The organism is Mesorhizobium sp. P2_F5 (assembly GCF_056403715.1).
In genome coordinates this window covers 23,316-44,145 of record NZ_JBFUEY010000033.1, presented here as the reverse complement: position 1 = coordinate 44,145, position 20,830 = coordinate 23,316, and the positions used below count along the sequence as shown (strand labels likewise).

Annotated in this window: 20 protein-coding genes; 14 read left to right on the top strand and 6 right to left on the bottom strand. The window is 63.1% G+C overall.

Going from position 1 to position 20,830, the window contains the following annotated elements:
- Window positions 1–166: 166 nt before the first annotated feature.
- The 3 genes from AC1DYO_RS29610 (at window position 167) to AC1DYO_RS29600 (ending at window position 3,725) form a co-directional block, all read left to right on the top strand.
- Complete coding sequence (locus tag AC1DYO_RS29610) at window positions 167–3,046, top strand: type ISP restriction/modification enzyme (RefSeq protein WP_477267920.1); 2,880 nt, start codon at window positions 167–169, stop codon at window positions 3,044–3,046.
- Window positions 3,047–3,134: 88 nt separating this feature from the next.
- Window positions 3,135–3,434 carry a hypothetical protein gene (locus AC1DYO_RS29605; RefSeq protein ID WP_477267919.1) on the top strand — a complete coding sequence of 100 codons (300 nt, stop codon included), beginning with the start codon at window positions 3,135–3,137 and terminating at the stop codon, window positions 3,432–3,434.
- A 102-nt stretch (window positions 3,435–3,536) separates the two neighbouring features.
- Entirely contained in the window at window positions 3,537–3,725 is a 189-nt protein-coding gene (locus AC1DYO_RS29600) for a hypothetical protein (protein WP_477267918.1), read from the top strand.
- 245 nt (window positions 3,726–3,970) lie between these two features.
- Here the strand turns inward: AC1DYO_RS29600 and AC1DYO_RS29595 are convergent, their stop codons facing one another.
- The gene (locus AC1DYO_RS29595; protein ID WP_477267917.1) at window positions 3,971–4,474 is read right to left on the bottom strand and encodes a hypothetical protein; all 504 of its coding nucleotides are present in this window, start codon (window positions 4,472–4,474) and stop codon (window positions 3,971–3,973) included.
- Between the two features lie 456 nt (window positions 4,475–4,930).
- Window positions 4,931–5,203 carry a DUF4242 domain-containing protein gene (locus AC1DYO_RS29590; protein ID WP_142866399.1) on the bottom strand — a complete coding sequence of 91 codons (273 nt, stop codon included), beginning with the start codon at window positions 5,201–5,203 and terminating at the stop codon, window positions 4,931–4,933.
- A 240-nt stretch (window positions 5,204–5,443) separates the two neighbouring features.
- On the opposite strand from AC1DYO_RS29590, the gene AC1DYO_RS29585 reads away from it, so the two are divergent.
- Window positions 5,444–8,032 (top strand): helix-turn-helix transcriptional regulator, encoded by a 2,589-nt coding sequence (locus AC1DYO_RS29585; protein ID WP_477267916.1) that lies wholly within the window; start codon window positions 5,444–5,446, stop codon window positions 8,030–8,032.
- A 226-nt stretch (window positions 8,033–8,258) separates the two neighbouring features.
- Here AC1DYO_RS29585 and secA read toward each other — a convergent pair whose 3' ends face one another.
- Window positions 8,259–10,991, bottom strand: coding sequence for a preprotein translocase subunit SecA (gene secA, locus AC1DYO_RS29580; RefSeq protein WP_477267915.1), 2,733 nt, complete (start codon window positions 10,989–10,991; stop codon window positions 8,259–8,261).
- Window positions 10,992–11,234: 243 nt separating this feature from the next.
- On the opposite strand from secA, the gene AC1DYO_RS29575 reads away from it, so the two are divergent.
- Window positions 11,235–12,152 carry a peptidylprolyl isomerase gene (locus tag AC1DYO_RS29575; protein WP_477267914.1) on the top strand — a complete coding sequence of 306 codons (918 nt, stop codon included), beginning with the start codon at window positions 11,235–11,237 and terminating at the stop codon, window positions 12,150–12,152.
- A 45-nt stretch (window positions 12,153–12,197) separates the two neighbouring features.
- Here AC1DYO_RS29575 and AC1DYO_RS29570 read toward each other — a convergent pair whose 3' ends face one another.
- Together AC1DYO_RS29570 and AC1DYO_RS29565 are read right to left on the bottom strand one after the other, a co-directional pair.
- Window positions 12,198–12,785, bottom strand: coding sequence for a TetR/AcrR family transcriptional regulator (locus tag AC1DYO_RS29570; RefSeq protein WP_477267923.1), 588 nt, complete (start codon window positions 12,783–12,785; stop codon window positions 12,198–12,200).
- Window positions 12,786–12,943: 158 nt separating this feature from the next.
- Window positions 12,944–14,170 (bottom strand): caspase family protein, encoded by a 1,227-nt coding sequence (locus tag AC1DYO_RS29565; RefSeq protein WP_477267913.1) that lies wholly within the window; start codon window positions 14,168–14,170, stop codon window positions 12,944–12,946.
- A gap of 166 nt (window positions 14,171–14,336) precedes the next feature.
- Here AC1DYO_RS29565 and argJ point away from each other — a divergent pair, with 166 nt between their 5' ends.
- The 5 genes from argJ to AC1DYO_RS29540 all read left to right on the top strand — a co-directional run bounded on the left by argJ (window position 14,337) and on the right by AC1DYO_RS29540 (window position 17,495).
- Window positions 14,337–15,578, top strand: a complete 1,242-nt coding sequence (gene argJ / locus AC1DYO_RS29560; RefSeq protein WP_477267912.1) for a bifunctional glutamate N-acetyltransferase/amino-acid acetyltransferase ArgJ — start codon at window positions 14,337–14,339, stop codon at window positions 15,576–15,578.
- 29 nt (window positions 15,579–15,607) lie between these two features.
- Window positions 15,608–16,357, top strand: coding sequence for a GNAT family N-acetyltransferase (locus AC1DYO_RS29555; RefSeq protein WP_181061974.1), 750 nt, complete (start codon window positions 15,608–15,610; stop codon window positions 16,355–16,357).
- Window positions 16,354–16,773: an 8-oxo-dGTP diphosphatase MutT gene (gene mutT / locus AC1DYO_RS29550; protein ID WP_181061950.1), complete on the top strand. Its 420-nt coding sequence runs from the start codon at window positions 16,354–16,356 to the stop codon at window positions 16,771–16,773. The genes AC1DYO_RS29555 and mutT overlap by 4 nt, the downstream gene beginning before the upstream one ends.
- Window positions 16,774–16,870: 97 nt before the next feature.
- Window positions 16,871–17,185, top strand: a complete 315-nt coding sequence (locus AC1DYO_RS29545) for a hypothetical protein (protein ID WP_477267911.1) — start codon at window positions 16,871–16,873, stop codon at window positions 17,183–17,185.
- 127 nt (window positions 17,186–17,312) lie between these two features.
- The gene (locus AC1DYO_RS29540; RefSeq protein ID WP_477267910.1) at window positions 17,313–17,495 is read left to right on the top strand and encodes a Flp family type IVb pilin; all 183 of its coding nucleotides are present in this window, start codon (window positions 17,313–17,315) and stop codon (window positions 17,493–17,495) included.
- Between the two features lie 12 nt (window positions 17,496–17,507).
- Here the strand turns inward: AC1DYO_RS29540 and AC1DYO_RS29535 are convergent, their stop codons facing one another.
- Window positions 17,508–18,377 carry a methyltransferase domain-containing protein gene (locus tag AC1DYO_RS29535; RefSeq protein WP_477267909.1) on the bottom strand — a complete coding sequence of 290 codons (870 nt, stop codon included), beginning with the start codon at window positions 18,375–18,377 and terminating at the stop codon, window positions 17,508–17,510.
- A gap of 69 nt (window positions 18,378–18,446) precedes the next feature.
- Here AC1DYO_RS29535 and AC1DYO_RS29530 point away from each other — a divergent pair, with 69 nt between their 5' ends.
- From AC1DYO_RS29530 to AC1DYO_RS29515, 4 genes are read left to right on the top strand one after another with little or no spacing between them, the layout of a single operon-like run.
- The gene (locus AC1DYO_RS29530; RefSeq protein ID WP_477267922.1) at window positions 18,447–19,232 is read left to right on the top strand and encodes a ComF family protein; all 786 of its coding nucleotides are present in this window, start codon (window positions 18,447–18,449) and stop codon (window positions 19,230–19,232) included.
- A 28-nt stretch (window positions 19,233–19,260) separates the two neighbouring features.
- Window positions 19,261–19,539: a glutaredoxin 3 gene (grxC, locus tag AC1DYO_RS29525; RefSeq protein WP_477267908.1), complete on the top strand. Its 279-nt coding sequence runs from the start codon at window positions 19,261–19,263 to the stop codon at window positions 19,537–19,539.
- Between the two features lie 2 nt (window positions 19,540–19,541).
- On the top strand, window positions 19,542–20,408 hold the full coding sequence (locus AC1DYO_RS29520) for a carbon-nitrogen hydrolase family protein (RefSeq protein WP_477267921.1): 867 nt from the start codon (window positions 19,542–19,544) through the stop codon (window positions 20,406–20,408).
- Complete coding sequence (locus tag AC1DYO_RS29515) at window positions 20,405–20,830, top strand: DUF1178 family protein (protein WP_181061955.1); 426 nt, start codon at window positions 20,405–20,407, stop codon at window positions 20,828–20,830. The genes AC1DYO_RS29520 and AC1DYO_RS29515 overlap by 4 nt, the downstream gene beginning before the upstream one ends.

Sequence of the window (20,830 nt, the reverse complement as noted above, 5' to 3'; positions counted from 1 at the left end):
GAGCACAAAGATCGATGACACCGGCCTGATCATTGTGACACAACCGCGGCTCGATCGGACGCACTCTGTCATCCACGCCAGAATCCCTGCCGACCCAGATCGCCTCGGCGGGTCCCATTACAGAGTCAGGCTCCTAGAGGGTGACGTTGTCTCTTCGGGTGCCAAATTGTCGGCGCCCGACAGTCTTCTTCCGCTCATCAATAACTTTCTGACCTGGGCGCCCATAGCGCCGCCGAATGCGCGGCGGCTCGCGGAAGTCTCCGCGCGGCTTTGCCGGCTTTTGCGCGATGAGGTCGTCGAGCAGATGAGCCGTGGTAGCGAGGGATTGACCGCGTTGGCCAAAGACTGGCGCAAGCTTCTGTTTCCTGAAGCCGATGACGCGCAATTCGCTGATGGCTATGCGCAAGCGGTAACCTTCGGACTTCTTGTTGCACGAGCCCTAGACATTCCGCTCGCCGCCGGCATCCACCAAGCGGCTTACGAGTTGAGAAAGACCAATTCTCTGATCGGAACGGCGCTCGGACTGCTGACTGATGACGAAGCCAACCAGGAGGCCTTGAAGACATCGCTGCAAACGCTGGCTCGCGTCCTCAATGAGGTGAACTGGCACACGATCAGCAAAGACAAACCGGAAGCTTGGCTGTATTTCTACGAGGATTTCCTAGAGGTCTACGACAACACGCTGCGCAAGAAGACCGGCTCCTATTATACGCCGCCTGAAGTGGTCGGCGCGATGGTGCGGCTAGTCGATGAGACCTTGCGTGGTCCGCTGTTCGAGCGTCACGCCGGACTGGCGTCCACCGATGTTACGCTGGCTGACCCGGCCGTCGGCACCGGCACATTTCTTCTCGGCGTGTTGCGCCATATCGCTTCGACGGTGGCCAACGATCAGGGTGAAGGCGCTGTGCGTGGCGCCATTGAGGCGGCGGCACAAAGGCTCATCGGCTTTGAACTTCAATTCGGTCCGTTCGCTGTAGCGCAGCTACGGCTGATCGCTGAAATGCAGGCACTGATAAAGCCCAAGGCCGGCGAGCCGTCGCATTTGCCGGAGATGAAGCTGTTTATTACCGACACGCTCGGTAATCCTTTCATCGAGGAAGAGCCACTGATGCAGGTCGGTGCCATCGCGAAATCGCGGCGCGACGCTAACACGATCAAGAAAACTCGAGACATCACTGTTGTTATTGGCAATCCGCCCTACAAGGAAAAGGCTAAGGGGCGCGGCGGTTGGATTGAAGCGGGCTCCGGCGGTAAGCTGTTCGCACCCATGGACTGGTGGACGCCGCCACCGGTATGGGGTGTGGGCGCGCACAGCAAGCATTTGAAGAACCTCTACATCTATTTCTGGCGCTGGGCGACGTGGAAAGTTTTCGGAACCGGGCGCCTTGCTGCAACAGGTTTTCCCGACAAGGACGAGGAAGGCATAGTCTGCTTCATCAGCGTAGCTGGGTTTCTCAACGGTCCCGGTTTCGAGAAGATGCGCGATGATCTCCGGCGCACCTGCTCTGAAATCTGGGTAGTGGATTGCTCGCCGGAAGGGCATCAGCCAAATGTACCGACGCGCATTTTTCAGGGAGTACAGCAGCCAGTATGTATCGTCCTAGCCGCGAAGCAACTCGGCAAGGACAAGAGCAAGCCGGCGCGAGTTCGCTTTCACGCCTTGCCAAATGGCGGCCGCGAAGAAAAGTTCGAGGCGCTCAAAAAGCTCTCGTTCGATGGCACGGATTGGGAGGATTGTCTCTCTGGTTGGCGCGACCCGTTCTCTCCGGCAGCGACGGGGGCATGGTCGACTTTTCCGCATCTCAGTGAATTCTTTACATATAACGGCTCTGGTGTTCAGCCAGGTAGAACGTGGATCATAGCACCGGATTCGCTTTCGCTCGGTAGTAGGTGGGAAAGTTTAACGTCAGAGACTGATCCGGGTCGAAAAGAGCAGAAATTCCACCCTCATCTTCGTGACGGTGTACCGGGCGACAAGCATATTCGCAAAGTTGTGAAGGATGCCATCAGAGGCCATGAACATCGAATAGAACCGATTATCTCCGACCAGGATTCTGTAGTAAATCCAATCCGCTATGGCTATAGGACATTGGATCGTCAGTGGATTATTCCAGACGTTCGAGTGGTAAATCAATTAAACCCGACGCTGTGGAACGCGCATTCGAACAATCAAGTTTATCTTATGGGCTTATACCGGGCATCACCAAAGTCAGGACCGGCAATTACATTCACGGGTTATGTCCCAGACTACGATCACTACAAGGGTTCCTTTGGCGGGCGTGTGCATCCACTCTGGCACGACGCAGCTGCGAAACAGCCGAATATTCCGAAAAAACTACTCGGACTCCTCGCGGACACCTTCGGTCATCCGGTGTCAGCGGAAGATGTACTAGCCTATCTGGCAGCGGTGATGGCACATCCGGCCTTCACAAAACATTTCCTGTCCGATCTCGCCCAGCCAGGTCTTCGTGTTCCGCTGACGGCGGACCCTGCGTTGTTCACAGAAGCTGTGGCGGTGGGCCGTGAGGTGATTTGGTTGTACACGTATGGCGAGCGGTTTTCCGATTCTTCAGTCGGCCGACCGAAGGCGCCACCCAGATTGGCCAAGAACTCCGCCCCTACAGTTCCTGCTGGCGGCGCGATCCCCGGAGCACCGGAGCCGCTACCCGATATAATGGAGTACGATCCAGTGAAGCGCCGACTTCATATCGGCAAAGGCTTCATCGACAATGTCTCGCCGGAGATGTGGAATTATGAAGTCTCCGGTAAGCGGGTGGTGTGGCACTGGTTCAGCTACCGCAAGCGCGACCGCTCGCGACCACAGATCGGCGATAAGCGACCGCCATCTCCACTCGATTTTGTCCAGCCGGAACACTGGCTCGCAGAATATACGTCGGACCTAATTGATCTGCTCAATGTGCTCGGCCGGTTGGTCGCATTGGAGCCAAAACAGGCTGATCTCATGGAGTGCATCCTGAGTGCGGAACTCATCAAAGTTACCCATCTGCAGTCAGCACTCGCCAGCGGCTCTGAGACTGTCAACTGACAGGCTGCGTCAGGAATACGGGGATAAGCCCATATCGAATGGTCGCTTCAGAAAACGGGATGAGGCATAGTCCGAGTCAGGCAGAACCTTGCGTCTCGTGGATATGGCAAGAAATCAACTCGACCTTTTTGGCGCCGAAGAACAGTCCGAGCTGTTCGACGAAGATGCGCCGACCGTTTATTATCACGGCGACCCGGACCGGGTACGCGCGCGATTGCACAAGCTTATCGCCGAGGCGCGCAGTGCCGAGACGCTTCCTTGGGATCAGGACAGTACCCGACTCTACCGAAAGATCGTGCCCCAGATGGTGCTCTGGCTGCCGGAGGAGGAAGCCGCACAGCTGAAGTTTGAGTTCGAAGCCGAAATGGTGCGGCTGAAGGCGGCGTAGTCATTCAATCCAAACAGCACGCTTGCTCTGGAACGAAGCCGGAACATTTGCTAGCGTTACGGTAAGGTCTGCGATTCGCAGGCCAACACGTTGGAGATGGCAATGGGAAAGAATACGGGTGATGGATTTCGCCGCGGCGCTGTAAGGGAGCGTACGCAATTCGAGCGGCCGGATGGACTTTGGCAAAAACGCGACGAAACGACAGGCCAGTTGATGGAAGTGAAGCAAACCGAGGGTCCGTTCAAAGGCATTGCTAAAGAACCTGACGGCCGAGATACGGAAAATTCCTAAGGCCCCTTCACTTCCCCCCCGCTTACTGGCCATGCCCCCGAAGGTGAGAGATCGGTACTCGCCAACGCTGGCGCTGCCCCTCATCCGCCCTTCGGGCACCTTCTCCCCGTGAAACGGGGAGAAGGCACAAAAAAGGCGAGCGAACGCCGGGGAAGACTGGGGAGCCGGTCGACGTTGCGCTCGCCCCTCCCCCCGCCAAGGGGGAAGGCCAGGCACCGGGTGCCAGAGGTGTCACATGGGGAAGGTCACATCCCCTTCATCGCGTCGCACGACACGTGCGGGTTCATGTCGGCGAAGGCGCCGGTCGGGTTCTGTTTCCAGGCCCAGACATGCAGTTCGTAGAACGGGCCGAGGCCATAACGGTTGGGGGCGCTGTTGAAGTTGAACAGCTGGCCTTCGAGCGAGGCCGGTCCCTTCGAGGTGATGTATTCGACCGCTATCAGCTTCAGGCTGCCGTCGGCCATCGGCTCGTACATCACCGCCTCGGGCTTGGCGAGATCGACGGCATCGTCCTTGAGATAGGCGCCGTTGACATAGTGGATGCCCATGGCGCCGCCGGTGATGCCGCTGGCGCAAGGGATCGGCGCATAGCCTTCGGCTGTGGCGGCTGCCACATTTTCGAAGCGGCTGTTGGCGGCGCGCACCTTTTCGGCCAGCGGATTGGCGTCGTGTGCCTGGGCGGCTGCGCCGGCCGCGATCGAGATGGCGGCGAGGGCCGCGAAGCGTGTCGTCCAAAGAGTTATGGTCATGGTCTTCCGTCCGTTTGTTGACGCTCGGGGCGACGGCGACCGATCGGGCCTGCCGAAACGCCAGCGGCGTTGGTTTAGGGATTGGGGGAACGAGCTTGTCCGTTCCGGTTCCATGCGATGGTCATGCGGCTCCGGTTGTCGAGCTTCCGGTTGCCGCTAAAAGTCGAGCAAAATCAACGATCCCAAAAGTAATACTGCCAATATTCCTGCGGGACCTCGCACTCCGAGAGCCCGATATCGCGCCTCAGATAGTCGCCTTCCGGGGGCAGGCGCCGCCTTTCAGACAGATATGAAGGCAGCTTCGCCGCGAACCGCCGTAGACGGCCGAGCACGGAGGTTGGCCGTCCGGCCTCTCCCACGACAGTTGCGGCTTCACCGTCCGGCAGCCCGTCAGACAGTTTACCATTGCCGAGAGAGGCAGCTTGATGCTCATCGCCGTTCCAGCCGTTTGCGTGATCAGAGGTAAAAGTAAGGGTCAAGAACCCGCACCTCCGTGATCTTGTCGACCGGCAGCGAGTTTTTCTGGGCCGTGCTGCGGATCGCTTCGGGCGAGGGTGCTTCGTAAATGCAGAAGCTGCGCTTCTTGTCGGGTGTGACGAAGGACTGGATCCAGGTGACGCCCTTTTCGGCATTGCGCATGACGACGCCGCCCACCGCGGTGGCACCGATGTCGGTCATCGGTATGTTGAGGCCGTCCGGAAATGTGCGTTCAATCAGATAGCGAGGCATGGAAGGCTTCCTTTTCCATTGGTTCACGCTCGATCGGAGCGCTGCTGGACGTTGACCACGCCGGCCCGGGCCGCGCATCGGAACGATTCCCCATATTGGGCGGGACGATTCCCTATGTTGGCATCGTTCGTTGTGGAAAGAGGCACGGCAATGTGTGCAAAGTCACATTGCGGCGCTTTCTTCACGGGCTATCGTGAGCGGCCCGCCATGGTGGGAAAACTCCGATCATACGAGACGATGATGATGCTTCTGGAACGGCAGACGCAGCTGCAGCAGCTGGAGACCTTGCTTGGCGATGCAATCGGCGGCCATGGCCGCGTCGCGGTGCTGGCGGGGGAGGCAGGCGCCGGCAAAACGGCGCTCGTCGAGGCGTTCGCGGCCCGTGTCGGGCAGAGCGCGGCGACGTTGCGCAGCGCTTGCGAGGACCTGTCGATCCCCGACCCGTTGGGCCCGCTCTACGATCTGGCCCGTGAGGCGCAATGGGCGCTGCCGCGCGCGATCGACGCTCGGCATGGGCAGAGGTTGCCGCTGTTCTCCGATGCGCTCGACGCCTTCGCGGCGAAAGGACCGAGCCTGCTCGTGATCGAAGACCTGCATTGGGCCGACGATGCGACGCTCGATTTCGTGCGCTTCCTCGGCCGGCGTATCGTCAACACCCAGATTCTGCTGTTGCTCACGGCGCGCACCGACCGCAGCGAAGGACAGATGCGCGTGCGCCGCGCACTGGGCGAAATCCCGGCAGGCAGCGTGGCGCGTATCGAGGTGCCGCTGCTCAGCGAGGCGGCCGTGCTGTCGCTTGCCGATGCGGCCGGCCGTGACGGCGATGCCATCTACCGGGCGACCGCCGGCAATGCCTTCTTCGTCACCGAATTGCTGTCGGCCGAAAACGAAATGGCGCTGCCGGCAAGCGTGCGTGACGCGGTGCTGGCGCGGGCCGAGCGGTTGTCATCCGGCGCGCGGGCAATGCTCGACGCGGTGTCGGTGTTTCCGCGCCGCGCCGACGCCTGGGCCCTGCAAGGCCTGTGCGGCGTCGCCAGCGCCGGCCAGCTGGCCGAATGCGTCGCCAATGGCCTGCTCGACGACCTCGGCGACGGCTATGCCTTTCGCCATGACATAGCGCGGCGCGCCATCGAAATGATGCTGACGACCTCACACAGGCGGCAATTCAACCAGCGCGCCTTGGCTGCGCTGCTCGAAAATGGCGACGTCTCCACCGGCCGCCTGGTGCATCATGCGGTTGAGGCCCACAATCTGGCGGCGGTGCGTGAACTTGCGCCGATCGCCGCGCGCGAGGCGTCGCGCGTCGGCGCCCATCGCGATGCCGCCGGCTACTATGAAATCGCCTTGCGGCAGGCTGACAGCCTGCCGGTCTTGGAGCGCGCCGCGCTCTACGAAAGCTATGCCTTCGAGTGCCATCTCATCGGCAAGATCGACGATGCGCTGGCAGCGCAGGGAGAGGCACGCAGGTTGCATCGGGCTGACGGCAACAGGCTGAAGGAGGGTGACAGCCTGAGATGGCTTTCCCGCCTGAGCGAAATGGGCGATGACCGCGCGGCCGCCGCCGCCTTCGGCGCCGAGGCGGTGGCGATGCTGGAAGCGGCTCCTGCCGGGCCGGAACTCGCCATGGCTTATTCGAACCTGTCGCACCTGGCGATGCTGTCGGAGAGGGTGGAGGACACGCTGTTCTATGGCGAGAAGGCGGCGGCGCTGGCCGAGCGGATGAACCGGCCCGACATCGCCTCGCATGCGCTCAACAATGTCGGTTGCGTCGAGCAATGGCTGAATCCGGCCGCCGGGCGCCAGCGCCTCGACCAAAGCCTTGAGATCGCGCTGCAGGGCAATTTCCAGGAACATGCCGCGCGTGCCTTCACCAATCGCGCCTGTTTCGAGATCACCCAGATGAGCTACGACGCGGCACGTCCGGTTCTCGAGAGCGGCATCCACTATTGCACCGAAAACGACCTCGGCACCTGGCGCGACTATCTCAGGGGCATGCTGGCCGACGTGCAACTCCGCCAGGGCCAATGGGACGAGGCCGCCGCGTCGGCGACCGAGGTCATCGACAATGAGCGGACAACGACCGTGGGCCGCTTCCCGGCGCTGCTGGCTTTGGCGAAACTGCGCCTGAGGCGCGGCGATCCCTCGGCCGAGCCGCTGTTTGCCGAAATGGCGCGGTTCGTCGGCAGTGGTGCAGACCTGCAGATGCTGAGTTCATACGCGGCCCTGATGGCGGAGCAGGCATGGCTGGGGTTGGCCGACAGGCAAGAGGCGCTGGCGCTGATCGCCCGCGCCGAGACGCCGGTGCGCTCACGCGCCCATGTCGGTGAGCTGGCGCTGTGGCGAACATTGCTCGCTCCCGACATGGCGGCCGTCGATACTGCCGACATGGCCACACCATACCGGCTGCTTTTGACCGGCGACTGGCGTTCGGCTTCGGCATTGTGGGCCGACTTGAATGCGCCATACGAACGGGGGCTGGCGCTGATCCTTGGGGATGAAGAGGGGCAGCGGCTGGCACTGGATATCTTTGACGGCCTGGGGGCAAGGCCGGCTGCCCAGCGCCTGCGCGATATCATGCGCAAGAACGGCATTGGCGGCATCGCCCGCGGGCCGCGCCGTTCGACGCGCGCCAATTTGGCCGGCCTCACCTTGCGCCAGATGCAGGTGCTGCAACTGATCGAACGCGGCCTGTCCAACAAGCGGATCGCCGAGCAATTGACGATTTCGCCGAAGACGGTCGATCACCACGTCTCGGCAGTATTGGGCAAGCTGGACGCTGTGTCGCGCGGCGAAGCCACGGCGGCGGCGCGCGATTCTGGGTTGTTGTGAGAAGCTTGTTCGGAAGGGTGAACTGAGAGGTCGGCGATCCTTCGCGCCCCCCTCTGTCCTGCCGGACATCTGGGGAGATTGGACATCATTTCGGCTTTCGCCAATCACCAACGTTGAAAAAAAGCGCTGTCAGTGAAGCTGCCGATCTCCCCCCATGTGGGGGAGATGTCCGGCAGGACAGAGGGGGGCGCTGTCCCTCCGACCTATCAATCGAAAGTCACGCCCTTCAGGCAAACGCGCCGTGGCAGTGCTTGTATTTCTTGCCGGAGCCGCAGGGGCAGGCTTCGTTGCGGCCGACCTTGCCCCAGGTCGCCTGGTTGTTCGGATCGCGGTCTTCGGGAGCGACGATGGCGTTGCTCTCCTGGCGGACCAGAAGTGCGGTTTCGCCGCCCTGGAAGTCGTCCTCGCCAGTGGTGCCGTCAATGTGGCTGCCGAACATGTCCGGCGCTTCCGGAGGCGGCGCTTCGGCGGCCTGGCGGACCAGTTCGACGCGCATCAACTGCGCGGTGACGGCCTGGCGCAGATTGCCGAGCAGCGCCTGGAACAGCTCGAACGCCTCGCCCTTGTACTCCTGCAGCGGATCGCGCTGGGCGTAGCCGCGGAAGCCGACGACCGAACGCAGATGGTCGAGGTTGACGATGTGCTCGCGCCACAGATGGTCGAGCGTCTGCAGCACCACCGAACGTTCGACATAGCTCATCACGTCCGGACCGAAACGCTCGGCGCGCTCCTTGGCGGCGGCGTCGGCGGCCTCGGTCAGGCGCTCGCGGATATCGTCCTCGGCAATGCCTTCTTCCTTGACCCAGTCTTCGACCGGCAGATCGAGATTGAGGAATTCGGCGACCTCGGCCTTGAGGCCGGCGACGTTCCACTGCTCGGCATAAGCGTTTTCGGGGATGTTCTTGGTGACGATCTCCTCGATGACGCCTTCGCGCATTTCGGCGATCGTCTCGGACAGGCCTTCGCCGTCCATCAATTCGATGCGCTGCTCGAACACCACCTTGCGCTGGTCATTCGAGACGTCGTCGTATTTCAACAGGTTCTTGCGGATGTCGAAGTTGCGCGCCTCGACCTTCTTCTGCGCCTTTTCCAGCGCCTTGTTGATCCACGGATGGATGATCGCCTCGTCTTCCTTGAGGCCGAGCTTCTGCAGCATGCCGTCCATGCGCTCGGAACCGAAAATGCGCATCAGATCGTCCTGCAGCGACAGGAAGAATTTCGAACGGCCGGGGTCGCCCTGGCGGCCGGAGCGGCCGCGGAGCTGGTTGTCGATGCGGCGCGATTCATGGCGCTCGGTGGCAAGCACGTAGAGGCCGCCGGCGGCCAGCGCTTTGTCCTTCAGGCGCTCGACATCGGCATTGATTTCCTTTTCGCGCGCCTCGCGCTCGGGGCCTGCAGGCATGTCGCCCAGTTCGTCCTCGATGCGCATCTCGGCGTTGCCGCCGAGCTTGATGTCGGTGCCGCGGCCAGCCATGTTGGTGGCGATGGTGATGGCGCCGGGCTTGCCGGCCTGGGCGACGATGGCCGCCTCACGCTCGTGATGGCGGGCGTTCAGCACCTCGAAATCCTTGAAACCTTCCTTGCGCAGGCGCTCGGCCAACTGCTCGGATTTTTCAATGGAGGTGGTGCCGACCAGGGTCGGCTGGCCCTTGGCGCGCGCTTCCTTGATCTCCTTGACGATCGCCTTGTACTTCTCCTCGACCGTCCGGTAGACCTCGTCGTCCTCATCCTTGCGGATAACCGGCAGATTGGTCGGGATTTCGGTGACTTCGAGGCCGTAAATGTTGCCGAATTCCTCGGCCTCGGTCAGCGCCGTGCCGGTCATGCCGGACAGCTTCTTGTATAGGCGGAAATAGTTCTGGAAGGTGACGGACGCCAGCGTCTGGTTTTCCGGCTGGATCGCCACATGCTCCTTGGCTTCGAGCGCCTGGTGCAGGCCTTCCGAATAGCGGCGTCCCGGCATCATGCGGCCGGTGAACTCGTCGATGATGACGATCTCGTCGTTGCGGACGATGTAGTCCTTGTCCTTCTGGAACAGTCGGTGCGCCTTGAGCGCGTTGTTGACGTGGTGGACGATGGCGACGTTCTCGACGTCATAGAGCGACTCGCCCTTGAGCAGGCCGGCCGCGCGCAGCAGGTTTTCCAGCTTCTCGGTGCCTTCCTCGGTGAAGATCGAGGTCTTCTGCTTCTCGTCGATCTCGTAGTCGGCCGGGCTGAGCTGCAGCATGAAGGCGTCGATGGTGTTGTACATTTCCGAACGGTCCTCGAGCGGACCGGAAATGATCAGCGGCGTGCGCGCCTCGTCGACCAGGATGGAATCGACTTCGTCGACGATCGCGTAATTGTGGCCGCGCTGCACCATCTGGGCGCGTTCGTATTTCATGTTGTCGCGCAGATAGTCGAAGCCGAGCTCGTTGTTGGTGGCATAGGTAACGTCGGACGCGTAGGCGACGCGGCGTTCCTCGTCGGACAGGCCATGGACGATGACGCCGACCGAGAGGCCGAGGAATTTGTAGACGCGGCCCATCCATTCGGAGTCGCGCGTGGCGAGGTAGTCGTTGACGGTGACGACATGGACACCCTTGCCGGCGAGCGCGTTGAGATAGACGGGCAGGGTGGCGACCAGGGTCTTGCCCTCGCCGGTGCGCATTTCGGCGATGCCGCCATTGTGCAGCACCATGCCGCCGATCAGCTGGACGTCGAACGGGCGCATGCCGAGCACGCGACGGGCCGCCTCGCGGGCGGTGGCGAAGGCCGGCACCAGCAGGTCATCGAGCGTGGCGCCGTTGGCGATGTCCTGGCGGAATTTCTCCGTGCGAGCCTGCAGCTCGGCATCGGACAGCGCCCGCATCTCGTTTTCCATGGCGTTGATCGCCTCGACACGCGGCCGGGTCGATTTGACACGGCGATCGTTTGAGGAGCCGAAAACCTTACGGGCGAGACCGCCGAGACTGACCATCCAATGGTCCTTTCGATAGAATTCTCAATCTTGAGATGAGCGCCGGCCGGCCCCATCAATTCCGCGTGAAACGCGGACAAACGCAAAAAGCGCCCGGAAAACGGTTCTGGACGCAAAGTCGTTGGACAGATAAGAGGGGGCTCAACTGATGTCAACGCCGCGTTAGCCCTATGGGCAGCGCCAAATTCCGCCACAATCCGGCTGATCTGCAAGCCCGACCAATCCCCCTTGGAGTTAATCTTGATGTCCTTACTGTTTCGCCGTGCGTCGCTCGCCAGCCTTGGCCTGGCCTTCGGCCTGTCGGCCCTGTCGCTGTCTCCGCTGATGGCCCAGGAAGCCGCTCCCGCCCCGGCCGATGCCGCAGCGCCGGCGGCCGCTCCCGTCGATCCCAACGCGGTCGTCGCCACCGTCAATGGCGAGAAGCTGACCGAGGCGGACCTTGGGCTTGCCGAGGGTGAGCTGTCGCAGCAGTTCGCACAGTTGCCGCCTGAGCAGCGGCGCGCCGCCGCCCTTTCGGCGGCCATCGAGATCCGCGTCATGGCCGCCCAGGCGGTCGCCACCGGGCTCGACAAGGATCCCGATTTCCAGCGCCGCATGGCGTTCCTGCAGCAACGCGCGCTGCATGGCGAGATGGTCGAGAAGGGCGTCGTCAACAAGGTCACCGATGCCGAGGTGCGTGCCCGCTACGACCAGGAAATCGCCAGCACGCCGCCGGTCAATGAGGTTCATGCCCGTCACATCCTCGTGAAGACGAAGGAAGAAGCAGAGGCGATCATCAAGCAGCTCGACGGCGGCGCCGATTTCCAGAAGCTCGCCAACGAGCACACCAGCGATCCCTCGGGCAAGACCAATGGCGGCGATCTCGGCTGGTTCGGACCCGGCCAGATGGTGCCGGAATTCGACAAGGCGGCATTCGCGCTCGACATCGGCAAATACACCAAGGAGCCGGTGCAGTCGCAGTTCGGCTGGCACGTCATCAAGCTCGAGGACAAGCGCGTCAAGCAGCCGCCGGCGTTCGACGACGTCAAGGACCAGGCCAAGCAGGCGGTCATCCGCGACAAGTATTTCGCGCTGGTCAAGCAGCTGCGCGGCGCCGCCAAGGTGGAAATCCCCGACGCCAATCTGAAGAAGGCCGTCGACACGATGGAAGCCGGCAAGTAAGGCCGGCATCGAAAGCATGCAAAAGGGCGCCGTTTGGCGCCCTTTTCAATTGCGGGAGATGCCTGATATCAGATAGCGGACGGTGACACGGATTACCGCCTCATCTTCGTCGAGACGGTTGGTCAAGAGGTGTTTCCAGGCATAGGAAGCCACGAGGTCGGCGACCAGCGCCGCATCGACATCGGCCGCAACCTCGCCTCGCGCCTTGGCGCGCTCGATGATCCGGGCGGTGTGGGACCGACGTCCATCGGCATAGCCAGTCAGGGCCACGGCCGCTGCTTCATCCGACTGCGCTTCGGCCACCAACGACCGGAACACGCTGCCCGAGGACGTGTCGCGCCAGTGCGAGAAGAGGTTTTGAAGGAAACCGACGAGATCGTCTTCGAGATTGCCGGTATCGGGGACGGCGACGCGCTTTTGCCGCTTGTAGACCTCCAGCAGCAAGGCCGCCTTGCTCGGCCACCAGCGATAGATCGTGGGTTTGCCGGCGCGCGCCCGTCGCGCTACGGCTTCGATGGAGAAACCGGCATAGCCGGCCTCGACCAGCACCGCCTCCGCGGCCTCGAGAATGGCCTCGGCGCTGTCGGGATTGCGTCGCGCCCCGATCGATCTGCGCGCCGGATCCTCGCCCATGTCTGTCCTCGCCAACTACTTCGCCGGCAATATAGGTGGCCTGGCGGTCAAACGAAACGGGCCGTTTTGTCGAAGTGCCCTGGTTTGTCGAACTTAATCGTCGCTGATCGCGGCACGGCGCATGCCGGGTGCGGCGCGCGCTTACCGCCCAATGATGCTCATTGCATCGCTGCCAGCGTCTCCGAGGCGACGCGCCAGCCGCCGTCTGCTTTGAAGAGTTCGAGCGTGACGCGTGTCTTGCCAGTATAATGCGCCGTCGACTTGTCCTTCGGCTCATAGTCGTAGCTCATTTTGAAGACCACTTCCGCTCCACCCTCGCCATGCGGGTTCACCTGAAGGCTGCCGGGTTCAAGGCCGAGCGACCATGAGGCCCATTGCGCGAACCAGTCGACCTTCGCCTTCACCAGCGCCTCGGTGTCGTAGGGTTTGCCGAAGATGGTGACGGATGGCCCGTAAACCCGATTGACCGCTTCGCGAATGTCCCGGGTGTCCGGCGCCAGATAGTCGTCGCGCAGGAATTTCTCGATCGAGGTTTTGTCGTCGCCGACGGAACGTTCGAGCGCTGCCACCTGGCTGGAGGGCGCCGGCGCAACGGCCGGCGGCGGCGCGGCAGCCACGCCGTCAGGCACAAACTCAAACCGTTCGAGCAGCGAACCCTGTTCCCAGGGGCGCTGGCCCTCGCGGGTTTCGGAAACCACGTCGCGGCGCACCGCGATCATCATGTCGTTGATGCTCTGGCCAGGTTCGGCCATGTGCCGCAGCAGGGCGGCGGCAAACGGCGAATTGCGCCCCGTGCCGTCCATGGCGACAGCACCCGGCGCCGTCGAGAAGGCGATGAAGGAGCCGCGCGTCGAATCGAACTGCGCCAGGCCGGCGAGCGCCGTCGCCGAGCGTGTCGTGGCGGTGCGGCTCAGGCTGCGGGCAAACGGATTGTTGCGGCAGGCATCGAGAAACACCAGGCTGACGTTGGTCTGTTGCTCCATGATGTCGAGGACTTCGTCGATCGGCACGGCTTCGAGCTGCAGCTTGACCGGCATGTCGAGCCGGGCGTCGACCGGCACGATGTAGTTGCGCCCTTCGACCTGCAGGCCGTGGCCGGCGTAGTAGAACAGCCCAACGCCCGCACCTTCCAGCGCATCGGAAAATTCGCCGATCTTGCGTTCGAGCTCACGCTTGCCGAGGTCGTTGCCCTCGATGACATCAAAGCCGATCGAGCGCAGCTTGCCGGCAATGTCGAGCGCATCGTTGACCGGATTGGCGAGCGTGCCGGCTTCGGCATAGGTGCCGTTGCCGATGACCAGCGCCACGCGCCGTTCCGGCTGCGCATCGGCGCTCAGGAGCAAAAGCCCCATAAACGCCACCGCCAAGATCACCAGCCTGCCCATGCACCGATCATAACGCCAGAGGTTGCGCCGACGCCAACGGATTTGAAATGCAAGCTTAATCACGGGTTGGTACCGGCGCCCGAAGCGACGAAAACGCCCTTGCGCCGGGCCGTGGTATCGGGCAAACCGGCCTTCCCCAGCGTTTTTCCGTCGCCCGAGGTCTCCAATGTTCGCAACGATTTCGCCGCTCGCGCCGAAGAAATACCCCAAAATGCCTGCCATTGAGGGCGTACGCATCGCCACCGCCGAGGCCGGGATCAAATACAAGAACCGCACCGACCTCCTGGCCATGGTCTTCGATGCCGGCACCGCTGTCGCCGGCGTGTTCACGAAATCGAAATGCCCCTCGGCGCCTGTCGATTTCTGCCGGCAGAACCTTGGCGCCGGCAAGGCGCGGGTGCTGGTCGTCAATTCCGGCAACGCCAACGCCTTCACCGGCAAGAAGGGCCGCGCCTCCACCCAATTGACCGGCGAGGCTGCAGCCAAGGCCGCCGGCTGCACGCCAGACGAAGTGTTCCTCGCCTCCACCGGCGTCATTGGCGAGCCGCTCGACACGACCAAATTCAGCCATTTGCTGGCCGGGCTGGTCAAGGACGGCAAGCCGGATTTGTGGACGGAGGCGGCCAAGGCCATCATGACCACGGACACCTATCCGAAAGTGGCAACCGCGACGGTCAAGCTCGGCGACGCCGATGTCATCATCAACGGCATTTCCAAGGGCGCCGGCATGATCGCGCCCGACATGGCGACGATGCTTTCCTTCATCGCCACCGACGCGCCGATCGCCGCCCCAGTGCTGCAGGATTTGTTGTCGCGCGGCACGGCCAAGACCTTCAACGCGGTCACCGTCGACAGCGACACCTCGACCAGCGACACACTGCTGTTGTTCGCCACCGGTGCCGCCGCCAAGCGCGGCGCGCCTGTCATCAGCGATCCCAAGGACGCGCGTCTCGGCGCCTTCCGCCGCGCGCTTGGCAAGGTGCTGAAATCGCTGGCGCTGCAAGTGGTGCGCGACGGCGAGGGCGCCCGCAAGCAGGTCGAAGTCACCGTCACTGGCGCGAAATCGGCGCGCTCGGCCAAGCGCATCGCGCTGTCCATTGCCAATTCGCCGCTGGTCAAGACAGCGGTGGCCGGCGAGGACGCCAATTGGGGCCGCGTCGTCATGGCTGTCGGCAAGGCCGGCGAGCCGGCCGACCGCGACCTTCTGTCGATCTGGTTCGGCGACAACCGGCTGGCACATGAGGGCGAACGCGACCCCGGCTACTCCGAGGAAGCGACCTCGGCCTATATGAAGCGCGACGACATCCGCATCCGCGCCGATATCGGCATCGGCCGCGGCAAGGCGACGGTGTGGACCTGCGACCTCACCAAGGAATATGTCGCCATCAATGGCGACTACCGGAGCTGATGGAGTTGGCTTCCAGGCATCCGGCAAGCATGCTCGCCATCGTGCGCCGCTACGAGGCGGCGGGTTTTCGCGCCTGGCCGGCGGCGGCCGTCCACTATGACGGCACCTGGGTGGTGCGGCTTACGGCCGGTCATCCGGCCAAGCGGCTGAACTCGGTCAACCCGCTCGATCCCGGCGACACCCAGCACATTGCCGAGCGCATCGGCCGCGCCAGCCGGCGCTTCGACGCCTATGGCAGGCCGCTGACTTTCCGCATCTCGCCGCTGTCGGGGCCGGACCTGGCCAGGCATCTCGACAATGAGGGCTGGAGCACATTCGACGAATCGCTGGTGATGCGGCTGCCGCTGGCGGACGCGCAGCTGGCACCGGCCATGGACCAGATACCGCTGAAGGACATCAGCCGCTTTCTTGGTGCGTCGCTCAAGGTCAGCGGCTCGGATGCATCGCTGCGGCCGGGTCTTTCGGAAATCATCGGCGCCATTCAGCCGGAGGTCGGGCTGTTTGCGCTCGAGGACGAGGCCGATCCGCTGGCGGTGCTGATCTGCGTTCATGACGGCGATCTTGCTGGCTTGTTCGAGATCGCCACCGACAAGTCGGTGCGTAACCAGGGCCATGGCCGCAATCTCATCCTGTCGGCGCTGAAATGGGCCAGGCTGCGCGGGGCGCGGGAGGCCTGGCTGCAGGTCGAGGCCGGCAACGCGCCGGCGCTGGCGCTCTATCGCTCGCTGGGCTTCGAGGAAGTCTATCGCTACCACTATCGCCGGCCGCCGGGCGCATGAGCCAGATACTCACCGGCAAACGCCTGCTCCTGGTCGCCGCCTGCGCGTTGGTCGATACCGATGGCCGCGTGCTTCTGGCGCAGCGGCCCGAAGGCAAACAGCTTGCCGGCCTGTGGGAGTTTCCCGGCGGCAAGGTCGAGCCCGGCGAGACGCCGGAACAATGCCTGATCCGCGAGCTGCAGGAAGAGATCGGCATCGAGACCGACATACCCTGCCTGGCGCCGCTGACCTTCGCCAGCCATTCCTACGATGACTTCCATCTCTTGATGCCGCTCTTCGTCTGCCGCCGCTTTCGCGGTATCGCGCAGCCGAAAGAGGGGCAGGCGTTGAAATGGGTGCGGCCAAAGCAGATGCGCGACTACCCGATGCCGCCGGCCGACGCGCCGCTGATCCAGTTCCTCATCGACCTGTTGTGAGGAGAGCCATTTCGCCGGCCTGATTTAGCCAGCGTTAATGGAAGATTTATCTCGTCATGAAAAATTGCGGCAAAGCGGATTCGCCGGGAGCGATTGCATGAGCCTCGACAGGGAATGGGACTCGATCCGGCCGGATCGCAGCTTTCGTGCCGCCAATGCCGGCATGGGCATATTGCGCATCACGCTGCTGTTCGGCTCGGCCGCGGTGGCGCTGGCCCTGATCGCGGTCCCCCTCCTCGACAAACAGACGCGATCGTCCAGCCGCGATGCTCTTGCAAGCGGCCTGGACACGATGAGCACCGGCTCCGTCGGCTCGCGCGCCACCTATACGCTGCGCAGAAGCGTGCTGCAGCCCTCACCCAGTTCGGTCTGCATCATCCGCGCCGACGGCCGGCGCAGCGGCGACTGCTGACGAAGAAGGTCAACAAAAGCTTATTGATTTCCTTAACGCAGGCCCCGTTTCATCGCCTGTTAAGCTTGTGCCGTTAACCTTTCTTAACAGGTCGGCGGTATGGTCGTGACAAGAGGGATCGACGATCATGAAAACATTGTTGCAGCGATTTTTGGAAGACGAAACGGGCGCCACGGCCATTGAGTATGGCCTGATCGTCGCCGTGCTGTCGCTTGCCATCGTCGGCGGCATCGGCAAGGTCAGCAATGCGATCCAGTTTCTGTTCAGCGACACCAACAGCAAGCTCGCCAACGCCTTCGCCGAGCAATGATCCGGAGCGGCGTCACCCGCCGGGATTTTCCAGGATCGTCTTCAGCGAGACCTTCGCCGAGCCTGGCTTCAAGGGCTTTTGTTGCGAGGCATCGGGAGCCCAGCCCGACATCCAGACAACAGAGAAACTTGCCCTGATCCGGCCATCGGCGTCCGAAAAGCGTTCGGCATAGATTTCGGCGGCACGGGCAAACAGCTTTCGCGTACCCGGCCGCCGGTTGCGATCGGTCAGCGCGCTGGTTTCGCCCATGGCCCTGAGATCGGCAGTGAGGTCGAAGAGAGTGTCGTAGCGCACGGTCACCGTTTCGACGTCGGCCACCGGCAGCGCCAGGCCGGCGCGCTGCAGAAGTGCGCCGGCGTCGCGGACATCGGTGAAGGGGATGACACGCGGGCTGGCGCCGCCATAAAGCTCGGTCTCGGCGGCGAGCAGGCTTTCGCGCAGTTCGGAAAGTGTGCCGGCGCCGGCGAAGGCGCCAAGGAAAAGCCCGTCGGGCCGCAGAGCGCGGCGGATCTGCACCAGCATGCCGGGAATGTCGTTCATCGCCTGCAACGACAGAAGCGATACGGCGAGGTCCAGGCTTTCCGGTGGAAACGGCACGGTCTCCGGCGGTGCTACCAGCCCTGGCCGGCCGTCCAGAAATGCTGCGTCGGCCTCGACGCGCACGATCTCCGCAGCCTTGCCGCTTGCAGCAACCGCGTCCGTTGCGTCCGGCGTCTGGCAAAACAGCACGGCGGCCTTGCCGAATTTGCGCTCGACCGCGCCCAGCCGGTCAGCGAGATCTTCCGCTGCCCGCCGCATCAGAAAATCGGCGCCGGCCACGGGATGGCCCAATGCCCGGCGCTTGTGTACCAGCCAGAGCTCTGTATCGATAATGGGCTGCAAGGCAACATCCCTGTTTGTCCGCCTTGTGATATCGTGGCGCGGACGACAAAGCACGTGGCCGATCCGGTGATGGAGATCAAGAGCCTCGCTCAAACCATGTTGAAACTGGCGATGTTGGACTGGCCGGCGCGGGTGCTGTTCCCGCCGGTCTGTGCCGGCTGCCGCAGGCATGTCTCTCAGCCCGGCGTTTTATGCGGCGCCTGCTGGCCCAAGCTCAGGCTCTTGGAGCGGCCATGGTGCGCGGTGATGGGCACGCCATTCACCCACGACATGGGCGAGGGGTTTCTGTCGGCCGAAGCGATTGCCGATCCGCCGCCTTTCGAGCGGGCGCGAGCGGCCGTTGCCTATTCGGGCGTCGCCCGCCAGATGGTGCAAGGGCTGAAATACCAGGACCGCACCGATCTCGCGCCATGGATGGCGCGCTGGATGCTGCGCGCCGGCGCCGAACTGATCGCGGACGCCGATGTCGTCGTGCCGGTGCCGCTGCACTGGCGGCGCTTTTTCAGGCGGCAGTTCAACCAGTCGGCGGAACTGGCAAGGGCGGTAGCGCAACTCGGTGGGCTGCCTTTCTCGCCCTCGGCGGTCCGGCGCGTCAAGCTTACGCGCCAGCAGGTCGGGCTGGAGCGGCAGGAGCGCGAGGACAATGTGCGTGCCGCCTTCCGTGTGCCGACGGAAGCGGAAATCGAGATCGCGGGCCGCCGCGTGCTTCTGGTCGACGATGTCTACACCACGGGCGCCACCGTGCGCTCGGTCGCCAAGGCATTGAAAAAGGGCGGCGCCGGAGCGGTCGACGTGCTGACCTTCGCGCGCGTCCTGCCGGGGGACTTTCGGGCCGACGAGTCCGCGACTATATAAGGTCAGGGAAAGGCAGGATTGCTAACAGATGCTCGATGTGACGATCTATACCCGCATGATGTGCGGCTATTGCGCGGCAGCCAAGCGGCTGCTCGACCGCAAGGGTGTCGCCTACACCGAGCATGACGCTTCCTTTTCGCCGGAACTGCGCCATGAAATGATTTCACGGGCGCACGGGCGAACCACCTTTCCGCAGATTTTCATCGGCGACACGCATGTCGGCGGTTCCGACGAACTCCACGAACTGGAGGCGCGGGGGCAGCTGGACAGGCTGCTCGCCAACGGCTCGACGACACAGAGGGCATGACGATGGGTGTTTTCAAGGCGGCGGCGATCCAGATGCGTTCAGGCGAGAGCCCCGAGCGCAACGCGGTCGATCTGGAACGGTTGGTGCGCGAAGCGGCAGGCCTGGGTGCTAGCTATATCCAGACCCCGGAAATGACCGGCGCGCTGATCCGCGACAAGGAAGCCCGGGCTGCCTCCTTCACCTCGGAAGACAAGGACATCATCGTTGCGACCGCGCGTAAACTGGCGAAGGAGCTCGGCGTTTTCCTGCATATCGGCTCGACCGCCATCCTGCGCGCCGACGGCAAGCTCGCCAATCGGGCGCTGCTGTTTGGCCCCGACGGCGCCACGCTCGCCACCTACGACAAGATCCACATGTTCGACGTCGATCTCGACAATGGCGAGAGCTGGCGCGAATCCGCTGCCTATGAGCCAGGCACCGAGGCCGTCGTCACCGACATCGATGGCGCGAGACTCGGCTTTGCCGTCTGCTACGATCTGCGCTTTCCGCAGTTGTTCCGCGCCGAGGCGTTGGCCGGCGCCGACCTTTTGTCGGTACCTGCCGCCTTCACCCGCCAGACCGGCGAGGCGCACTGGCACGTGCTGCTGCGGGCCCGCGCCATCGAGAACGGCGCCTATGTGGTTGCCGCGGCCCAGGGCGGCCTGCATGAGGACGGCCGCGAGACTTATGGCCATTCGCTGATCGTCGATCCGTGGGGTCGCATCATCGCCGAGGCGGCGCATGCCGAGCCTGGCGTAATCGTCGCCGAGATCGACACGGCGCAGTCTTCGGCCGCGCGCAAAAAAATCCCCAATCTCAAGAACGCGCGCGATTTTGCCGTCAATGCGGGCACGGCCGAGGCGCCCCGGCTCAGGGGCGCGGCCTCGTGATCCGCTTTGCCCTGATCTGCGAGCATGAGCACGAGTTCGAGGGCTGGTTTCGCAGCAATGACGATTTCGACACGCAGAAGAAGCGTGGCTTCGTCGATTGCCCGACCTGCGGTTCGCACAAGGTGCAAAAGGCGCTGATGGCGCCGGCTGTCTCCACCGCGCGCAAGCAGGAAACAATCGCGCTGGCCATGGGCGAAGCCCAGAAGCAGGCGTTGGCGCAGCTGAAGGCGATGGCCGAGAAGGTGCGCGAGAATGCCGACTATGTCGGCGACAAGTTCGCCGAGGAAGCGCGCAAGATCCATTTCGGCGAAACCGATGCGCGCGGCATCTATGGCGAGGCGACGCTGGACGAAGCCAAGAGCCTGGCCGAGGACGGCGTCGAGTTCATGCCGATCCCGAGTTTTCCGGACGAGCGAAACTGA